Source organism: Pseudoxanthomonas sp., assembly GCF_002863005.1.
Classification (GTDB): Bacteria; Pseudomonadota; Gammaproteobacteria; order Xanthomonadales; family Xanthomonadaceae; genus Pseudoxanthomonas_A.
The window spans coordinates 128,506-147,330 of the sequence record NZ_PKDG01000018.1; the positions used below are offsets into that span (position 1 = coordinate 128,506).

Here is an 18,825-nt window from a genome sequence, read left to right on the forward strand (position 1 = left end):
CCATGGGCGACATCGCGCTCGCCGTCATCGGCGGTACCGGCGTCTACAAGCTGGCGGACCTGCAGGACGTGCAGGCCCATGACCTCGACACGCGCTTCGGCGCGCCGTCCGGTCCGGTCCGTGTCGGGCTGCTGGACGGCCAGCGTGTGGCCTTCCTCGCGCGCCATGGCGAGGGTCATTCGGTGCCGCCGCACAAGATCAACTACCGCGCGAACCTGCAGGCGCTGAAGGACCTCGGCGCGACGCGCGTGCTGGCGTTGAACACCGTGGGCGGCATCACCGATGCCTGCGGTCCGCGCGTGCTGGCATGCCCGGACCAGCTGATCGACTACACCTGGGGTCGTGTCTCGACCGTTTGCGAGGAGCCCGGGACGGACGTGCTGCATGTGGACTTCGGTGATCCATACACGCATTTACTTCGTCAGCAGATCCTGGCGGCCGCGCATGAGGCGGGTGTCGCCCTGGTCGATGGCGGTTGCTACGGCGCTACCCAGGGGCCGCGCCTGGAGACGCGTGCGGAGATCCGTCGGATGCGTCGCGACGGATGCGACCTGGTCGGCATGACGGGCATGCCGGAAGCAGGCCTGGCACGGGAAATGGGCCTGGAATACGCCTGCCTCGCGATCGTCGCGAACTGGGCCGCCGGCTGCGGCACCGATGAAGAGATCACGATGGAGGAGGTGCTGGCGAACGTCGCCGCCGCCTCTGCCGGCATCCCCGCCTTGGTGGCCGCGTTGGCGCGAGGGTGATTGTCAACGCGCGCCGGGCTTTGCATACTCGGCGGGTGTGACGTCATGCCACACATTCCACCCGCATCCAGAAAAGGAAATACAAGCGCTATGCCGTACGGTACCGTGAAATGGTTCAACGATGCCAAGGGCTTCGGATTCATCGCGCCAGAAGATGGCAGCGCCGATGTCTTTGCGCACCACACCGCCATCAACAGCAAGGGCTTCCGCAGCCTGCAGGAAGGCCAGCGCGTCAGTTACGAGCTGACCCAGGGCCCGAAGGGCGCACAGGCATCCAACATCACGCCGGCAGCCTGATCCAAGACGATTTTCTTGAACCCCGCTCCGGCGGGGTTTTTTAACGCCTGTCGTTTCCGCTGCACCGGTTCGCCGCACGACCAAGGGACGCTCCGCGCCATGGATGCACAGCACATCGCGATCATCGGCTACGGCACTGCGGGCCAGGCCGCAGCGGTGCTGCTGTCGCGTGACGGACACCGGGTGGAGGTGTTCGAGCGAGCACCGGAACTGGGGCCGGTCGGCGCCGGTTTCCTGCTGCAGCCCACCGGACTGCAGGTGCTGTGGGAACTGGGGTTGCTGCAGGACGTGATGGCGCACGGCCGACGAGTGAACCGCCTGTACGGTGAGACGCCCTGCGGTCGTGCGGTGATGGACATGCGCTACGCCGGGCTGGATGCCCGGCTGTTCGGCCTGGGCATGCAACGTGGCGCGTTGTTCTCGCTACTGTCGGAGGCCTGGGCGGCGCACGGTGAGGTGCATCGGGGCCACGCCATCGAAACGGTCGGTGACGATACACGCCGCATCCGCGACCAGCACGGCCGCTGGCATGGTCCGTTCGATCTGGTGATCGCGGCGGACGGATCGGCGTCGAAGCTGCGCGGCGCCACCGGTGCGGTGAAGCGCGAAGCGGTCTACCCCTGGGGCGCACTGTGGCGGCTGGTGCCGCAAGGCGACTGGGCCTGGGGCGATGAGCTTCGGCAGCGTTACGTGGCGGCACGCAAGATGATCGGCCTGCTGCCGGTAGGCACGCGGCCCGGTGACGACACGCCGCGGCTGAGCTTCTTCTGGAGCCTGCCCATCGCCGATTTCGATGACTGGCGCACGCGTGGACTGCCCGCCTGGCGCGACGAGATCGCTCAGCTGTGGCCCGAGGCGGACGCGCGCCTCGCCGACACCCTCGATCCCGACCAGTTGGCGCGCGCCAGCTATCGCGACATCACCCTGGGCCGGTGGCACCGCGACCGGCTCGTCGTCGTGGGCGATGCGGCCCACGGGATGAGTCCGCAGCTCGGGCAGGGCGTCAACATGGCCTTGATGGATGCGATGGCGTTGCGCGACGCGCTGCGCACGCACACCGGTGTTCCCGCCGCGCTGCACGCCTACCAGCGGCAGCGGCAGGCGCATGTCGGGGTCTATCAGTTCTGGAGCCGCTGGCTGACCCCGATCTTCCAGTCCGACCGCGACTGGGTGGCGCACGCGCGTGACGTCGCCTTCCTGCCGGCCGGTCGACTGCCTGGCGGGCGGGGACACATGCTGCGGGTGTTGAGCGGCACGCAGCACGGATTCTTCGGCACGTTGAAGCTGAAGGCGGACTTCCTGCGCGCACTCGGCGACGTGGCACCATCGGCCTAGGCAGGACGGCGGCGACCCGCCTGCCGGCCGCGCCACGCGGTGATTTGCGCGAGAATCGGACGCGTCAGCAGGAGCCGGTGATGGACGAGTCCCCCTTCGAAACGCATCGTGTCGAAAACCAGCCGCCGCCGTTCGAGCCGCGCGACCTGTGGAAGGACGACGGGGTGCTGCGTGAGGCCGTGGTAGGCGAAGGAGGCGGGGCGTTCGCTGCGCGGCTTGCCGGCTACGGCGCACTCGCGGGCGACGAGCTGTATCGGCTCGGGTTCGACGCGAACCGCGACCGGCCGCGCCTGCGCACGCATGACCGTTCGGGCCGTCGCATCGACCTGGTCGAGTTCCATCCCGCCTATCACCGGTTGATGGACGTGGCGAAGACGCACGGTGTCGCCGGGCTGTCGTGGCACGCGCCGGCGCCCGGCGCGCATGTCGCGCGCGCTGCACTCAGCTATCTGCACCATCAGGCGGAGGCGGGCACCAGCTGTCCCCTGACGATGACCCACGCCGCCGTGCCCGTGCTGGCGCGCGAAAGCCGCCTTAGCGAATGGGCAACGAAGGCCGCCGCACCCCATTACGACCCGCGCGATGTGCCCATCGTCGACAAGGCCGGCATCACCCTCGGCATGGGAATGACGGAGAAGCAGGGCGGCTCGGACGTGCGCACGAACGCCACCGTCGCCACCCCGCAGCGGGACGACACGTATGCGCTGGTAGGCCACAAGTGGTTCTTCTCGGCTCCGATGTCCGACGGTTTCCTGGTGCTTGCGCAGGCGCCGGGGGGCTTGACCTGTTTCCTGATGCCTCGCCGCCGCGACGACGGCAGCAAGAACGGCTTCAGGCTGATGCGCCTGAAGGACAAGCTGGGCGACTGGGCCAACGCGTCCAGCGAGGTGGAATTCACGGGTGCGCGAGCGTGGCGTGTGGGCGAGGAGGGGCGAGGTGTCGCCACGATCATCGAGATGGTGATGCTGACGCGCCTGGATTGCATGGTGGGGTCGGCCGCGGAAATGCGCATGGCGCTGGCGCAAGCCCTGCACCATGCGCGCCATCGCGTCGCATTCGGCCGGCCGCTGGTCGACCATGCCGTGATGAGCAACGTGTTGGCCGACCTCGCGCTGGAATCCGAGGCTGCCACGGCATTCTCGCTGCGCGTCGCCCGTGCGGTGGATGCCGCTGCGCGCGACGCGCACGAAGCGGCCTTTGCGCGCCTCGCTACCGCGGTGGGCAAGTACTGGGTATGCAAACGCGCGCCCGGCGTAGTCAACGAGGCGCAGGAGTGCCTGGGCGGTGCAGGGTACGTGGAGGAGTCGATGCTGCCGCGGCTATACCGACAGGCGCCGCTCAACTCGATCTGGGAGGGTAGCGGCAACATCCAGTGCCTGGACGTGTTGCGTGCCTTGGCACGTGATGCCGGCGTGTCCGATGCGGTCACCCGCGAACTGGCGTCCGCCGGCGGCATCGACCCGGCCTACGACGTCTTCGTCGAGCGACTGCGCACCGGTCTGGCGTCCATGCAGGAGGCCGGCGCACGGATGCTCGTCGAGCGGCTGGCGCTCGCGCTGCAGGCCGCCGTGCTGCTGCGGACCGGCAGCCCTGCGGCACCGCTGTTCGTCCGCAGCCGCCTCGGTGGCGAGCATGGCGCGGTATTCGGCACGCTGCCCGCCGACGTCGATGCGGCCGCACTCCTCGCACGGGCATTGCCGGCATGAGTCGCTGGCTGCTCATCCTGCTGTCGTCGTTCGGGATGACAGCGCAGGCGCATGAAGCCGGGACATCACCGCCCGCCCTGGTGCCCGCCGCGCAGCGGGCAGACGCGATCCGTGTCTACAAGGCGCAGCGGCGCCTCGACCTGCTGCGCGCCGGCCACGTCATCGCCCGCTATCGGATCGTGCTGGGCGGCGCGCCGGTCGGGCACAAGCGGCAGCAAGGGGACCAGCGGACGCCCGAAGGCGATTACCGCATCACCTACCGCAACGAGCGCAGCCGCTTCCACCTGTCGCTGCGCATCTCCTATCCGGACCACGCCGACCGACAGCAGGCAGAGGCCCGCGGCGTCGATCCCGGCGGCGACATCATGATCCACGGCGCGACGCCACCCGGTTCGCGAGTGGACTGGACGGAAGGCTGCATCGCCGTGACCGATGAAGAGATGGACGCCATCTGGCAGCGGGTGCCGGTCGGCACGCCGATCCGCATCCTGCCCTGAGATGGTGGCGGATCAGCGGGCGCCGCCGCGCGCAGCGAGGGCGCGCGATCCTGTGATGATCAGGCGGACCATTTCCGAGAGCTGCTCGATCAGCTCCGGATCCTTCTCGGGGGGCAGGTCCATCGCGGTGGCGCCCATCGCGAACACGAGGCGGGTGATCGCCTTGGAGACCAGCGCGGGTTCGTGCAGCGGGGCGTTGTCGCGCGCGGCGAGCCGCACCAGGTCCATGCACAGTTCTTCCTCGAAGAACTGCAGTTCGCGCTCCACCGCATGCTTGAACGCATCGGAACCGACGTTGCCCTCCCTCAGCAGCACGTGCAGCAGCTTGTCGTCGGCGCGCAGCTGCTCCATGAACGCCTCCACCGAGCCGCGCACCACGCTGCGGTCGCTGCTGGTGGCCCGGTGGCGCGCCTCGCCGATGATCTTGCGCAGCGAACGGCCGGCCAGGTCGATCAGCGCCACCGCCAGTTCGTCCATGTCGCGGAACTGGCGGTAGAAACTGTTGGGCGCGATGCCGGCCTCGCGGGCCACCTCCCGCAGGCTCAGGGTGGAGACACTGCGGTGCGGGCCGACCAGTTTCAGGGCGGCCGCCATCAGGTCCTCGCGCGAGATGGACGCCTTGCGGCCGGGGCCGTGGTCGTCCTGGAGCTGCGGTTGCGGGTTCGGGATCACGCGAGGGCGCCGGGCATACGGAAGGGTAGGGGCATCATAGCCCCGTAAATTAATATACAAGTGTATACACATGCGTCTTCACAGCGGTATAGTGAGGCCATGAATGCTCAGATCCGTCCGCCCCCCCGCCGGCCCGGTCCCCTGAAACGCCTGCTCCGCCCGTTGGTGAAGCCGGATATCTTCGATTTCTGGGCCAGCCGCTTCCACCGCACCTGGACATGGGAGCGCCCGCTGGCCCGGCTGGTGACGCGCGAGGTCGAATCGGCCGATGCCGTGACGCTGCTGTTCAAGCCCAACCGTCACTGGGCCGGCCACCGCGCCGGGCAACACGTGAACCTGGGTATCGAAATCGACGGCATCCGCGTGACCCGCAGCTACAGCCTGACCTCACCGCCGCGCGCGGACGGCCTGTTGCCGATCACCGTGAAGGCCATCGAAGGCGGCCGCGTCAGCCAGTACCTGAGCCGCGACGCCCGCATCGGCGACATCGTCGATCTGGGACCGGCCTTCGGCGAGATGACGCTGCCAGCCTCGCCCCGCGGGTCGTTCCTGTTGCTGGCGGCGGGCAGTGGCATCACGCCGCTGATGGCGCTCGTGCGCGAGCTGGCCGGGCAGGGCATGCCGGTCGACCTGACCCTGTTGTACTGGGTGCGCCGACGTGAGGAAGCCTGCTTCCTCGACGAGCTGCGTGCACTGGCGTCGGCGCATCCGGCGTTCCGCTTCCGCCTGCTGCTGACGCGGGATGCCGCAGCGGCCGGCGACGAAGCGGAAGGCCGCATCGACGACGCGCTGCTCACCGCGCAGGCCGGCGACCTGTCCGCGCAGCAGGTCATGGCCTGCGGCCCCGGCGGGTTCGTCGACGCCGCTCGCCACCTGCTGGCCTCCCGCGTGGCCAGCTTCCAGGCCGAAGCCTTCACGGCGGCGCCGGTGACGGTGGTGGATGAAGGCGAGGTCGACATCCGCCTGCAACGCAGCGGTCGCACACTGCGCGTGCCGCGCGGCGAATCCCTGCTGGTCGCTCTGGAGCAACAGGGCCTGAAACCGCCGTCGGGCTGCCGCATGGGCATCTGCAACACCTGCGCCTGCGGCAAGTCCGCCGGCAGCACGCGCCACCTGCCCAGCGGCGCGCTGATCCACGAACCCACCCAGGCATTGAAGCTGTGCATCCACAGCGCCGCCACCGACCTCGAGCTGGATCTCTGATGGCCACGTCCTCCTTTCCCCGCAACCGCAAGCTCAGCGCCGACGAACTGGATCGGTTCGGCGAGGAGCTCGACGCCCTGCGTGCGCAGACCGTCGCCACGCTCGGCGCACGTGACGCGCGCTACATCCGCAACGTCGTCAAGGCGGTGCGTTTCGCCAACCTGGGCGGCCGCGTGCTGTTGTTCGCAGCGGCGGTGGCGGGTGGTCTGTGGCTGGCCGACAGCGCGGTGGGCTGGCTGTTCTGGGTGCTGTGGGCATTGGGCGCCCTGTCGCTGGGCCTGGGCAAGATCCTGGAAAACATGGAGCTGGGCCACAACGTCATCCATGGCCAGTACGACTGGCTCGGCGACCCGCAGCTCGACGGCAAGACCTACGATTGGGACATCGTCGGTACGGCCGACAACTGGCGGCACACCCACAACTTCCGCCACCACACCTATACCAACGTGCGCGGGCTGGACGACGACATCGGCTACGGCCTGCTGCGCATCTTCCCCGAGCAGAAATGGCGCCCGTTCTACCTGATGCAGCCGGCGATCGCGGTCGTGTTCGCGCTGCTGTTCCAGTGGGGTATCGCCATCCAGGACCTGAAGCTGGGCCGCTGGTGGAGCGGCAAGATGACCAACACGCAGCTGCGCCGCAAATCGGCGCCGGTCGTGCGCAAGATGGGCAAGCAGTTGGCGAAGGATTACGTGATCTATCCCGCGCTGGCCGGTCCGTTCTTCCTGCCGGTGCTGCTGGGGAACATGGTCGCCAACGGCCTGCGCAACGTGTGGACGTACGTGATCATCTTCTGCGGGCATTTCACCGCCAATGCGGAGACGTTCCCGAAGGAATGCATCAAGAACGAGTCGCGCGGCCACTGGTACCTGCGCCAGCTGCGGGGGTCGTCCAACCTGCGCGGCGGCTTCCTGATGAATGTGCTGTCGGGCAACCTGAGCCACCAGATCGAGCACCATTTCTTCCCCGACATCCCGGCCAACCGGTATGCGGAGATGGCCAAGGAAGTGCGCGCCATCTGCGCGCGATACGGCCAGCACTACAACACCGGTACGCTGCTCACGCAGTTCGGCCAGGTGTGCTGGCGCATCGTGCGGCACGCGTTCCCCAGCCGGCCGCCGAAGTTCGTGCCGCTCGTTCAGGCCGACGCGGCAGCGTAAGCAGGAATCTTTTTTCGAAGGGCATCGCGGGCATCGCCCGCTTCGGCACGGCGACAACACCGCCTCGGCAGGCGCGGGCCATGCCCGCGTACCGGCTCAGTCGAGGAACTGCAGCCGCGCCAGCTCCGCGTACAGGCCATCCTCCGCCAGCAGGGCTTCGTGCGTGCCCTGCGCCACGATGCGGCCACGGTCCATCACCACGATCCGGTCGGCCTTCAGCACCGTCGCCAGGCGGTGGGCGATGACCAGCGTGGTGCGCCCGTCCATCAGCCTTTCCAGGGCGTGCTGCACGGCGCGCTCGCTCTGCGCGTCCAGCGCGCTCGTCGCTTCGTCCAGCAGCAGGATGGGAGCATCCTTCAGCAGCGCGCGCGCGATGGCGATGCGCTGCTGTTGGCCGCCGGACAGGCGTGCGCCACGTTCGCCGAGCTGGCTCTCGAAGCCGCCCGGCAGTTCGCGGATGAAGTCGTCGGCTTCGGCGGCTTCGGCGGCGGCCTGCAGTTCCGCGTCGGTCGCGTCGAGCTTGCCGTAGCGGATATTCTCGGCGGCGCTGGCCGCGAAGATGGTGGGCTGCTGCGGCACCAGGGCGATCTGTTCGCGCAACTGCGCCGGGTCAAGCTCGCGCAGGTCGACGCCATCGATCCGTACGCAGCCGGCCTGCGCATCGTGGAAGCGCAGCAGCATCGAGAACACCGTGCTCTTGCCGGCACCGGAGGGACCGACCAGTGCGACGGTTTCGCCCGGGTTGACGGTCAGGTCGAAATCGTCGAGCGCGGGCAGGTCGGGACGCGAGGGATAGTGGAACGCGACGCGGTCGAACCGGATCTCGCCCTTGACCGGCGCCGACAGGGCGCGGGGCGCTGCCGGCGCGCGGATGGCCGGGGTTTCATCGAGCAGTTCGGCGATCCGGCCCATGCCGCCAGCGGCGCGTTGAAGTTCGTTCCAGACTTCGGCCAAGGCGCCGACCGAGCCGCCGCCGATCAGGGCGTACAGCACGAACTGCCCCAGCGTGCCTGCGCTCATCGTGCCGTCGATGACATCATGCGCCCCGGACCACAGCACCAGCGTGATCGCGCCGAAGATCAGCGTGATGGCCGCAGCAGTCACCCACGCCTGCGCGCGGATACGGCGGCGCGCCGTGTCGACCGCGGTCGCGATGGCGTCGCCGAAGCGGCCGCGCTCGTACGGCTCGCGGGCGTGCGCCTGCACCGTGCGGACCGCACCGAGCGTTTCGCTGGCCAGCGTATTGGCGTCTGCGACACGGTCCTGGCTGGCGCGGGAGGCCTTCTCCAGTCGGCGTGCGCCCAGCACGATGGGCAGCACCGCCAGCGGAATGCCGATCAGCGCGAATGCGGCCAGCCGAGGGCTGGTGAAGAAGAGCATCGCCAGGCTGCCAATCACGGTGACGCTGCTGCGCAACGCGACCGACATGCTGGTGGCAACGACCGTGCGCAGCAGTTCGCTGTCCGCGGAAAGGCGGGACACCAGCTCGCCGCTGCGCGTGCGGTCATGGAACTCGGCATCGAGGCCGATCAGGTGGCCATACAGCTGCCCGCGCAAGTCCGCGACCACTTTTTCGCCCAGCAGCGACACGAAATAGAAACGCGCCGCGCTCGCCAGGGCCAGCACCACCGCCACTACGAACAGGAAGAGGAAGGCCCGATTGATGTTCGCGCCATCGGTGAATCCGTTGTCGATCATCTGGCGGAATGCGACCGGCAGGCTCAGCGTCGCCGCCGACGCCAGAGCCAGAGCCAGCAGCCAGGCAGTGAACAGCCCGGCATGCCGGCGCACGAACGGCCACAGCGCGCGCAGCGTGCCCAGCTTGGCTTTCGGTCCGGCAGAGGCGCTGTCGGGGGTCTCGCTCGGTGTGCTCATCGGGGATCCGTCTTCAAAGCGGTTGTGGGAGAGGCTTCAGCCCCAGCTAGGCCGCCCTGCCTCCGCCGTACCGGAAGCCCCTTCCACAAACACCTGATGCGCACCGCCGGGTTCAGGCGGACTCCACCACGCGCACCCGGTTACGGGTGGCGTCGCGCAGCTGGGTTTTCAAGGCTTCCACACGATCCACGGGCAACTGCACCCTCAGACGGGCGCCTGTCTCGTCGAAACTTTCGTCCTGCTTCGTCGCCTGATGGGCGATCAGGGCCGCGTGCACATGCCCGAGATCGTCGAACGGGCAGGTCAGCGCCAACGTCGCCAGTGCGACCAAAGGCTCGCGCGGCGCAAGCCGCAGGCACTCGGCCGCCGCCCCGCCATAAGCGCGCACCAGGCCGCCCGCGCCCAGGTTGATGCCGCCGTACCAGCGCGTCACGACCACCATCACGCGATCGAAGCCCTGGCCATCGATCGCGGCGAGGATCGGCCGGCCCGCCGTTCCGGCCGGCTCGCCGTCGTCGCTGGAACGGTAATCCTGGCCGATGCGGTAGGCCCAGCAATTATGGGTGGCGGCCGGATCGGCGACGTCGCGCAGGAAGTCGAGGGCGGCCTCGGCCGACGCGACCGGCGCACCCTGTGCGAGAAAACGGCTGTGCTTCACCTCGAGCCAGTGCGAGGCGCGTGCGGCGAGGGTATCGCTCACGGATTGCCGAGCAGGGGGCGAAGGTCGTCCGGCACGCGCTGGAACGGATGCTCCTGTACGAACAATTGCAGGCTGCGCAGCGCATTCGCGTCGTCGCCCAGATCGCGGCGCAGGCGGATGCGGTCCAGCCACTCCTCCGGCGGCAGCCGCGTATCCGCGTCGACCGGCACCTGCAGGTCGGTGCGGCGCAGGGCGTTGCGCGCGGCACTGGGCTGGACGCTGCCGGCGCTCGCGGCCGGGGGGGGCGGGGGCGGGGGGGCGGCAGCGACCGGCGCCTGGACGGTGCCCATGTCGCGGGTCTTCGTTTGGTTCTCGCGCCGTTTCACCCGACTGCCGGTGACTGAGATGGTGTCGAGGGTGGCGCCATCGTCAACCTTGGTGGTGGCCTCGCGCCGTTCCTCGTTGTCTCGGGCACGAAGCTCCTGCTGTTGCTTCACGGCGATGCGCTGCTCGCGCTCCTGCTCACGCGCCACGGTCTCGGCGATCGCCTCGTTGCTGTCGGCGGCGGACGTGCGCGCATAAGCATCCGCTGTTTCGGCCGGAAACGCCTGGGGGGGCGCGGCTGGCGCGGGTGGGCTGGGGGGCATGGGGGTGGGAAGCAGCGCACGCGGGGTACGCTTGGGCGCGGCCTCCTGGCGCGCGGCCGCTTCCGCATTCTGGCGTGCGGGCCCGCTGGCCGGGCGTCCGGCAGGCGGGGTGAGTACCTTCGCCGGCGGCGGGGGCAGGAGTCCTTCGGCGACCCGGGCAGGTTCCGCCGCTGCGGCATCGGCAGCCGGGTTAGCTCCCGCGTCCGCTGCCGCAACCTCCTGATCCGCGGATGCGCCGCCGCTCGGATAGTCGGGGGTGGAAGGCATCTCGCTGGCGACCGGAACCTCGTGCGTGGGACGGAGCTGCCACGCGATGCCGGCGGCAAGCAGGACCGACGCCGCCACGCCAATGCCCAGCGGCCAGCGCCGGCGTGCCGTCGGTACGCGGTCGCCGCGGGTGCGTGCAGGCTGCACGGCGGCGCGCGCGGCCCCCAGGATGCGTGCGTCCAGGTCGGCCGAGGGGCCACCCTGCGGTCCCACGCGGGACAGCGATTGCGCGAGGGCGCGCTCTTCCGGGGTCAGGGGCTCGGGGGGCATGCTCATTCGTTCAACCTCGTGCGCAGCCGGTCCATCGCATACCGCAGGCGCGACTTCACGGTTTCCCGGCCTACGCCGGTGATCTCGCCGATCTCCTCCAGGGTCAATTCCTGTTCCAGGCGCAGCAGCAGCACTTCGCGCTGCTCCGGCGGCAATTCATCCATGGCCAGCTGCAACCGCCGCCGTTGCTCGAATTCGGACAGCTGGCGCTCCGGCGTATCGGGATCGGGTACGCGCGCCGTCCGTTCGTCCGCATCGTGGGGCGCGGCAGGGCGGTGCTTCGATGCCCGCCAATGGTCGTTCAGGCGATTGTGCGCGATCCGGTACAGCCAGGTCCCGAACGGAGCGTCCGGTTTCCAGCCCTCGCGCGCGCTGATCACGCGCTGCCAGGTGTCCTGGAAGAACTCGTCGGCCAGCGCGGCATCGCGAAGATGCCGCAGCAGGAACCGATACAGCGGGCCACGGTGCCGCGCGTACAGCTGTTCGAACGCCGACGCTTCGCCAGCGGCGTAGGCCAGCATCAGGGTCTCGTCGGCGGGTTCTGCGAGGTCGTTCACTGCCGCCAGCGTAAGCGGTCCACGTACGCGCGTGAAGTCGGCGCGACGCGCGACGGTCGCCGCGTTCATCCCTGCGTGCCCGCATGGTGCCGGGCGCGGGGTGGCCATGGCAGCGGGGGCAGGGACGGCGCGCATGCGGGAAGAGAACGGCCCATCGCGCTGCACGGGGTTGTGTCGCCCGTTTCCGTTCAGGGGGCGGCAGGCGGTATGCTCGGCACGGGGGACTTCCAGACACTACGCACCGACTCGATCGGGACCAAGGCATGCTCACGCCATCGATCAGCGCCGACAACACGGCAAGCGCGGACGCTTCGCCGGCGGAACGCATCGCGCTGATCCTGCGTGGGCTGTTGCCGGCCGGCGCCGAGCTGGCGGTCTGCTGGCGCGACTGGGCGCTGGGGAACGGCAACGGCGCGACGCCTGGCGCCTCGGCTGCGTTGAAGCGGCGGGCGGAACACGCGCTGGTGGACGCCACGGGCGATGGCGACGACGCGGACCTGCGCGTGCACGCCTGGGACAACGCGGATGGCAATGCGCGCGTCGCCCTGGCCTTCTCGTTGCCGCAGCCGCTGGCGGCGGCCGACGAGGCGTCCTGGGTGCTGCTGGCGCGCACGCTGCTGGTGACTTCGCTGGACGCGTTGCGCGCACAGGCCCGCGTGGTGTCGCTCGAGAAATCCAAGCGCCTGCAGCAGGCGCTGTACGAGATCGCCGACCTGGCCGGTGCCGACCTGGAGATGCCGGAGATGCTCCGGCGCATCCATGCGGTGGTGAACTCGCTGATGTATGCGGAGAACTGCTACATCGTGCTCTACGACGACCAGCGCCGCACGGTGCGGTTCCTGTATTTCGCCGACCAGCGCGACCCGTACATCGCCGAGCCCGAGCGCGAGTTCGGCGAAGAGGAAATGGCCAACAGCATGACGTTCGCGATGCTGCGCCACGGTCAGCCGTTGCGCGGCCCGTCGGCGGTGATCCGGCAGAAGCTGGGCGTGGTGCGCGATCCCTCGCACGGGCCGGACAGCCTGGACTGGCTGGGCGTGCCGATGCGGCGCGACGACCGCGTCTGCGGCGCCATCGTGGTGCAGAGCTACGACACGCCGGCCAGTTACGCCGACGAGGACCGAGCGCTGCTGGGGTATGTCGCGCAGCACATCCTCACCGCGCTGGACCGCAAGCACGCGCACGTCGAGCTGGAGCACCGGGTGGCGGTGCGCACGCATGAACTGCAGCGCGCCAACCGCGAACTCCAGGCGGAGATCATGGAGCGCAAGCGCGCCGAGAAGCTGCAGCGCGCACTGTTCCGCATCACCGAGCTGGCGATCACCTCCGAAAGCCTCGAGCGCTTCTACGCCGACGTGCACGTGGTGGTGGACGAGCTGATCGACGCGCGCAATTTCTACATCGCGCTGGTCTCGGACGACGGCGGCCAGTTGAACTTCCCGTACTCGATCGACGAACGCGACCCGATGCGCAAGGCGCGTCGCATGACCAACGGCCTGACCGAGTACGTCATCGCCACGGGCCGCCCGTTGCTGGCCGATCGCGAGGTGATCGGCGAACTGGCGAACGCCGGCAAGCTGCAGCAACATGGCCCGCCGGCATACAGCTGGCTGGGCGTGCCGCTGTTCCGGGGCGAGGACGTCGTGGGTACGGTGGTCGTGCAGAGCTACTCCCAGGAAGCCAAGTTCACGTCCCACGACCAGAACCTGTTGACGTTCGTGGCGCACCATATCGGCAACGGACTCGATCGCCAGCGCACGCAGGAGCGGTTGCGCAGCGCGCATGCCGAGCTCGAGCGCCGCGTCGACGAGCGTACCCGCGAACTCAACGAAGCCAACCACCAGTTGCGTGCGCAGATCGGCGAGCGCCTCCGCATCGAGCAGCAGCTGACCCACCAGGCCACGCACGACGCGCTGACCGGCCTGCCCAACCGACCGCAGTTGCTGGACCGGCTCGCCGCTGCCATCGAGCGAGCCCGCCATGGCGACGGGCAGGCGTTCGCGGTGCTCTTCCTCGACCTGGACCGCTTCAAGCTGGTCAACGACAGCATGGGCCACGCCGCCGGCGATGAGCTGCTGGTGGAAGTCGCGCGCCGGATCACCATGAGCGTGCGCGAAGAGGACATGGTGGCGCGCCTGGGCGGCGACGAATTCGCGTTGCTCGTCGAGTACGCCGAGGGCGTGGAGAACGTGCGCGATTTCGCCCAGCGCCTGCTGGCGGTGCTCGGCCTGCCGATGTGGGTGGCGGGGCGCGAACTGTTCCCCTCCGCCAGCCTGGGTATCGCGGTCTGGCACCCGCGCTATCGCAATGGCGAAGAACTTCTGCGCGACGCCGACGCCGCGATGTACCGCGCGAAAGAACAGGGGCGCGACCGCTGCGCCATGTTCGACGAGGCGATGCGCGAAGCCGCGATGCAGAGCCTGGACCTGGAAGCCGACCTGCGCCGGGCGATCAACCATCGCGATTTCCTGCCGTTCTACCAGCCGATCCGCCGCATGGACGACGGGCGCGTGATCGGCCATGAGGCATTGCTGCGTTGGCAGCATGAGCGACGCGGCCTGTTGTTGCCGGCCGAGTTCATCGGCCTGGGCGAGGACAGCGGGCTGATCGAGCAGGTCGACTGGTTGCTCTACGAGCAGGTGGTGCGCCAGATCGCGCGCGGCGTGGAAGGCTACATCTCGGTCAACGTGTCGCCGCGGCACTTCCGCTCGCCGGACTTCGGGGACCGCCTGCTGGCCATGTTCGAAGCGCAGGGCGCCGATCCGTCGCGGTTGCGGCTGGAGATCACCGAGGTCGCCCTGCTCGACGACGCGCCACGCACGCTGCGTATCCTCCGTACGTTGCGCCAGCACGGCATCCTCGCGCAGCTGGATGACTTCGGCACCGGGTTCTCGGCGTTGTCCTACCTGCACCGGTTCCCCATTTCCGTGCTGAAGATCGACCGCAGTTTCGTGTCGGGGCTGGGCAGCGAGGCGCGACCGGAGAGCCTGGCGCTGGTGCGTGCGATCCTGGCGCTGGCCAGCACGCTGGGGATCGAGACGATCGCCGAGGGCGTGGAAACCGAAGAGCAGCGCCAGTCGCTGATCGAACTGGGCTGCCACCTCGGGCAGGGCTACCTGCTCGGCCGGCCGGCGGCGAGCCTCGAGCAGACCCACGTGACCGACCCCGCGTGATGCCGCGGGGGAGGGCGGGATGGTTCCGCCCTCCCTGCCCGCTCACTCGCCCGCGATGGCCGGCCTGCCGGTTTCCGCCCTGACCAGCCGGTGGGCCTGGTCGATCATGTCGACGAACTCTCCCTTCAGCCCATATGGGTCGCGGCCTTTCGCTGCACGCGCCGCGCGCGCGACGTCACCCCAATTCCAGCCATCGATGCGCTGGCCACCGCGCAACAGGTCGGCATAGGCCGCCACGGCGCTGGCAAACCGGAAGGCGTCGCTCGGTTGCGTGGTCAGCGCGTTGCGTGCGATCGGTGTTTCGATCAGGCGGCTGCTGTCCTGGCCGGGCAGCTTGTAGCGCAGGCGCACGTGCGCGACCTCGGTGGCGGACGCCCGTTCGCCTGCCTGCTTGCCGCCATAGCGCAATGCGGGAAGCCGTTCGGCACCGCTGCCCACCGGGGTGATCTCGTACAGCGCGGTGACTTCATGGCCTGCGCCGATGTCGCCGGCATCCACCTTGTCGTTGGCGAAATCCTCATTGGCCAGCACGCGGTTCTCGTAGCCGATCAGCCGGTACTCGGACACGACGGCGGGGTTGAACTCCACCTGGATCTTCACGTCGCGGGCGATGGTCAACAGCGTGGACTGCATTTCGTCCACCAGCACCTTGCGTCCCTCCTGCAACGTGTCGATGTAGGCGTGATTGCCGTCGCCGACATCGGCCAGCTTCTCGGCGAGCGCGTCGTTGTAGTTGCCGGTACCGAAGCCGAGCGTCGTCAACGCGATGCCGGACGCGCGCTGGTCGGCGACCATCGTCTCCAGCGCATCCTGGCTGACCGTGCCTACGTTGAAATCGCCGTCGGTGGCGAGGATCACGCGGTTCACGCCGTCCCTCACGAAGGCCTGCTTCGCCATCGCATAGGCCAGGCGGATGCCGTCGCCTCCGTTGGTGCTGCCGCCGGCCTGGAGGCGATCCAGCGCGCCGAGGATCTCATCGTGCCGGTTGCCGGGGGTCGGTGGCAGCACCAGGCCCGCCGATCCCGCGTAGACCACGATGCTGACACGGTCCTGCGCACGCAGTTGCGGGACCAGTTGGGCGAAGGACTGCTTCAGCAACGGCAACTTGTCCGGCGACTCCATGGAACCGGACGTGTCCAGCAGGAACACGAGGTTGGCCGGCGGCAAGGTCGCCTTCGGCACGTCGTAGCCCTTGATGCCGACCATGAGCAACTGCCGCTGCGCGTTCCAGGGCGCGGGCGCTAGTTCGGTGGTCACGTTGAACGGGCGGCTGCGGTCGGTCGGCGCGGCGTGGCCATAGCGGAAGTAGTTGATGAATTCCTCCGCGCGCACCGCATCGGCCGGGGGTCGTTGGCCCTCGCGCAGCATGCGGCGCACATTGCTGTAGCTGCCGGTGTCCACGTCCACCGAGAAGGTGGACACGGGTTCGTCCACGGTGCGGCGCACCGGATTGTCGTTGCGTTCCGCGTAATTCTCGGTGTTGGCCGCGTCGGCCTGCGGCGCCAGGACGGCGGCAGCGTGCGCGTACTGCACCGCCATCGGCGGGGCTGGCGGGGGAGGCGGCGATGCAGGCGCATAGGCCTGCACGCCGGCGATGGCGGTCTTGGCCTGTTCACGGCGCAGGCGCTCCCCGGTGACCACCACGCTGTCCAGCGTGGCCTGTTCGTTCGAAGCCGCCTCCGCTGCCTGGCGGGCGAAACGCGCCTTATCCGAAGCTGCGGCCGCGGCCGCCTCGGCGTCGGACGTGGAGTGCGCGGTGGGGCTGGACTGGCACGCGGCCAACAGGGCGACGGCCAGCAGGGTGAGGGTCAGACGGTGCGACATGGCGTGACTCCGTGAGTGGGACGGGGAGTCGAACGCATGGGATACGGAAACGGGGTTGAAGGGTGGCGCTCGGCGATGCTGCGACATCGGCCACAACACCGCGATGTCAGTCGATCGCGCCCACGTCCATGCCGTCATACGCATCCAGGCCATGCTCGCTGGCGAACCGGTAGAGCGCCTGGTTGCGCTCGTGGAGGCTGTCGGGCGTGTGGACTTCGGTCTTCTCGACGTGCAGCCACCACAGGTCCGGATCCTTGCGGCTGTCCTTGTCTTCCAAGTAGAGCGCAATGACACGGTAACCCTGTCCTTGCAGCACCGGCACCACCGCCTCCAGCGCAGGCCGCGCATGGTGGGTGAAGAAGTAACCCCACACCAGCGGCTTGCGCAGGTCCCAGGGCGTCTCCCTCGCCATGTTGTCGAACATCTCGACCAGTTGCTCGTGGGTGATCATGGTGAAGCTCCTGTAGATGGGGGCAGCCCGTCGTCGGGACGACGGGAAAAGAATCCGCAGTGACGTCGAGGGCGAGCGAAGGCGCTAGTCGGCGCGCAGCGTCAATCGGCCATCGCTGACCTGCGCTTCGAGCCGGTCGCCTGGCCGCACCTGCGCCACCGAGCGCACCAGCGTGCCGTCCTCCTTCGTCACCAGTGCGTAGCCGCGGGCGACGGTGGCCAAGGGGCTGATGGCTTCCAGGGAGCGGGCGAGTGCACGCAGGCGCAAGGTGTCCCGCTGCAGTGCGCGCACCGCGGCGGCCTGCGGACGCGGGGCCAACGCGAGCAGGCGGGCGCGCAGTTGCTCGAGGCGGCGCTGCGGCGCATGCGCACGCAGCACCGCATCGGCATGGCGCAACGCGGCCAGGCGGCGCGCGTGGCGGTCACGCCAGAGGGCGTGGAGGCGACGGACGGCATCCTGCTGGCGCCGCCCGAGCATCTGCAGCCGCGCTTGCGGGCGCTGCGCGTGGAGCCGCAGGGCGGCGCGGTCCGCGCGCTGCATGGCATTGCGCATGCGATGTGCCTGGGTGGTCGCGAGCCGGTGCTGCAACGTGCGAACGCGCGACAGCAGGTCGCGCCGGTCCGGCACCAGCAGCTCGGCCGCGACCGAGGGCGTGGGCGCGCGCAGGTCGGCAGCGAAGTCGGAGAGGGTGAAGTCCGTCTCGTGTCCGATGGCGGACACCACGGGGACCGGCGAGGCCGCGATGGCGCGCGCGAGGCGTTCATCGTTGAAGGCCCAGAGATCTTCCAGCGAGCCGCCGCCGCGGGCGACCAGCAACACGTCGTAGCGCCCGCTGCGCGCGGCGCGCTGCAGCATGTCGACGATCTGCGCCGCCGCTGCCTCGCCCTGCACCTGCACGGGCAGTACATCGACCTCCACCAGTGGGTAGCGCCGTTGCAGCACGCTGAGCACGTCGCGCACGGCCGCGCCGGTGGGCGACGTCAGCACGGCGAGGCGTCGCACATGGGCGGGCAGGGCACGCTTGCGTGCGTCGTCGAACACGCCTTCCGCTGCGAGCCTGGCCCGCATCTCCTCGAAGGCGCGGCGCAGCGCGCCTTCGCCGGCCTCTTCCAGGCTGTCGATCACCAACTGGTAATCGCCGCGCGCTTCATAGAGCGTCAGCCGGCCGCGCGCGAGGACGCGCAGTCCTTCGCGGGGTGCGAACTTGAGCCACTGGCTCTTCGGCTTGAACATCGCGCAGCGCACCTGCGCACGCGCATCCTTCAGCGTGAAGTAGAGGTGGCCCGAGGCCGGACGGGTGACATTGCCCAGCTCGCCTTCCACCCACACGAGCGGAAACGCGCCTTCCAGCAGGTCGCGCGCCAGCGTGTTGAGCTGGGTGGGCGTGAGGATGTCGCGGGCGGTGTCGGTCATGGTGCAAGGATAAACGCTCGCGACGAAGCGCACCGCGAATGCCTGCGACAGACGGTCGCACCCAGTGAGGCGGCTTCCGTGCTGGAATG

16 protein-coding genes are annotated in these 18,825 nt (G+C 69.2%); 8 read left to right on the forward strand and 8 right to left on the reverse strand.

Translation table 11 applies throughout. The features are described 5' to 3' along the window. The first annotated feature begins 2 nt into the window (after positions 1 to 2). From CYU89_RS08430 to CYU89_RS08450, 5 genes are all read left to right on the forward strand, one after another. Complete coding sequence (locus CYU89_RS08430) at positions 3 to 749, forward strand: S-methyl-5'-thioinosine phosphorylase (protein WP_296280162.1); 747 nt, start codon at positions 3 to 5, stop codon at positions 747 to 749. Between the two features lie 90 nt (positions 750 to 839). Further along, the gene (locus CYU89_RS08435) at positions 840 to 1,046 is read left to right on the forward strand and encodes a cold-shock protein (protein ID WP_055942196.1); all 207 of its coding nucleotides are present in this window, start codon (positions 840 to 842) and stop codon (positions 1,044 to 1,046) included. Positions 1,047 to 1,145: 99 nt separating this feature from the next. Further along, complete coding sequence (locus CYU89_RS08440; protein ID WP_296280163.1) at positions 1,146 to 2,381, forward strand: NAD(P)/FAD-dependent oxidoreductase; 1,236 nt, start codon at positions 1,146 to 1,148, stop codon at positions 2,379 to 2,381. Between the two features lie 80 nt (positions 2,382 to 2,461). Next, entirely contained in the window at positions 2,462 to 4,087 is a 1,626-nt protein-coding gene (locus CYU89_RS08445) for an acyl-CoA dehydrogenase family protein (protein ID WP_296280164.1), read from the forward strand. Next, positions 4,084 to 4,584 carry a L,D-transpeptidase family protein gene (locus CYU89_RS08450; RefSeq protein ID WP_296280165.1) on the forward strand — a complete coding sequence of 167 codons (501 nt, stop codon included), beginning with the start codon at positions 4,084 to 4,086 and terminating at the stop codon, positions 4,582 to 4,584. The genes CYU89_RS08445 and CYU89_RS08450 overlap by 4 nt, the downstream gene beginning before the upstream one ends. Before the next feature lie 12 nt (positions 4,585 to 4,596). Here the strand turns inward: CYU89_RS08450 and fabR are convergent, their stop codons facing one another. Next, positions 4,597 to 5,253, reverse strand: a complete 657-nt coding sequence (gene fabR, locus CYU89_RS08455) for an HTH-type transcriptional repressor FabR (protein WP_296280255.1) — start codon at positions 5,251 to 5,253, stop codon at positions 4,597 to 4,599. Between the two features lie 102 nt (positions 5,254 to 5,355). Here fabR and CYU89_RS08460 point away from each other — a divergent pair, with 102 nt between their 5' ends. Together CYU89_RS08460 and CYU89_RS08465 are read left to right on the forward strand one after the other, a co-directional pair. Next, complete coding sequence (locus CYU89_RS08460) at positions 5,356 to 6,459, forward strand: ferredoxin reductase (RefSeq protein WP_296280166.1); 1,104 nt, start codon at positions 5,356 to 5,358, stop codon at positions 6,457 to 6,459. Further along, positions 6,459 to 7,619, forward strand: a complete 1,161-nt coding sequence (locus CYU89_RS08465; RefSeq protein WP_296280167.1) for an acyl-CoA desaturase — start codon at positions 6,459 to 6,461, stop codon at positions 7,617 to 7,619. Before CYU89_RS08460 ends, CYU89_RS08465 begins: the two co-directional genes overlap by 1 nt. A gap of 96 nt (positions 7,620 to 7,715) precedes the next feature. Here CYU89_RS08465 and CYU89_RS08470 read toward each other — a convergent pair whose 3' ends face one another. From CYU89_RS08470 to CYU89_RS08485, 4 genes are all read right to left on the reverse strand, one after another. Further along, entirely contained in the window at positions 7,716 to 9,494 is a 1,779-nt protein-coding gene (locus CYU89_RS08470; protein ID WP_296280168.1) for an ABC transporter transmembrane domain-containing protein, read from the reverse strand. A 112-nt stretch (positions 9,495 to 9,606) separates the two neighbouring features. Then, the gene (locus CYU89_RS08475) at positions 9,607 to 10,194 is read right to left on the reverse strand and encodes a YigZ family protein (RefSeq protein ID WP_296280169.1); all 588 of its coding nucleotides are present in this window, start codon (positions 10,192 to 10,194) and stop codon (positions 9,607 to 9,609) included. Beyond that, positions 10,191 to 11,318 (reverse strand): hypothetical protein, encoded by a 1,128-nt coding sequence (locus tag CYU89_RS08480; protein WP_296280170.1) that lies wholly within the window; start codon positions 11,316 to 11,318, stop codon positions 10,191 to 10,193. Before CYU89_RS08480 ends, CYU89_RS08475 begins: the two co-directional genes overlap by 4 nt. Before the next feature lie 2 nt (positions 11,319 to 11,320). After that, complete coding sequence (locus tag CYU89_RS08485) at positions 11,321 to 11,875, reverse strand: RNA polymerase sigma factor (protein ID WP_296280171.1); 555 nt, start codon at positions 11,873 to 11,875, stop codon at positions 11,321 to 11,323. Between the two features lie 263 nt (positions 11,876 to 12,138). Between CYU89_RS08485 and CYU89_RS08490 the strand changes: the two genes are divergently transcribed. After that, on the forward strand, positions 12,139 to 15,048 hold the full coding sequence (locus CYU89_RS08490) for an EAL domain-containing protein (protein ID WP_296280172.1): 2,910 nt from the start codon (positions 12,139 to 12,141) through the stop codon (positions 15,046 to 15,048). A 42-nt stretch (positions 15,049 to 15,090) separates the two neighbouring features. Here CYU89_RS08490 and CYU89_RS08495 read toward each other — a convergent pair whose 3' ends face one another. The 3 genes from CYU89_RS08495 to xseA form a co-directional block, all read right to left on the reverse strand. After that, positions 15,091 to 16,872, reverse strand: a complete 1,782-nt coding sequence (locus CYU89_RS08495) for a VWA domain-containing protein (protein WP_296280173.1) — start codon at positions 16,870 to 16,872, stop codon at positions 15,091 to 15,093. A gap of 106 nt (positions 16,873 to 16,978) precedes the next feature. Continuing rightward, a complete protein-coding gene (locus tag CYU89_RS08500; protein ID WP_296280174.1) occupies positions 16,979 to 17,323 on the reverse strand; it encodes a ribonuclease E inhibitor RraB in 345 nt (114 codons plus the stop codon). 84 nt (positions 17,324 to 17,407) lie between these two features. After that, a complete protein-coding gene (gene xseA, locus CYU89_RS08505) occupies positions 17,408 to 18,736 on the reverse strand; it encodes an exodeoxyribonuclease VII large subunit (RefSeq protein WP_296280175.1) in 1,329 nt (442 codons plus the stop codon). Positions 18,737 to 18,825: the final 89 nt, after the last annotated feature.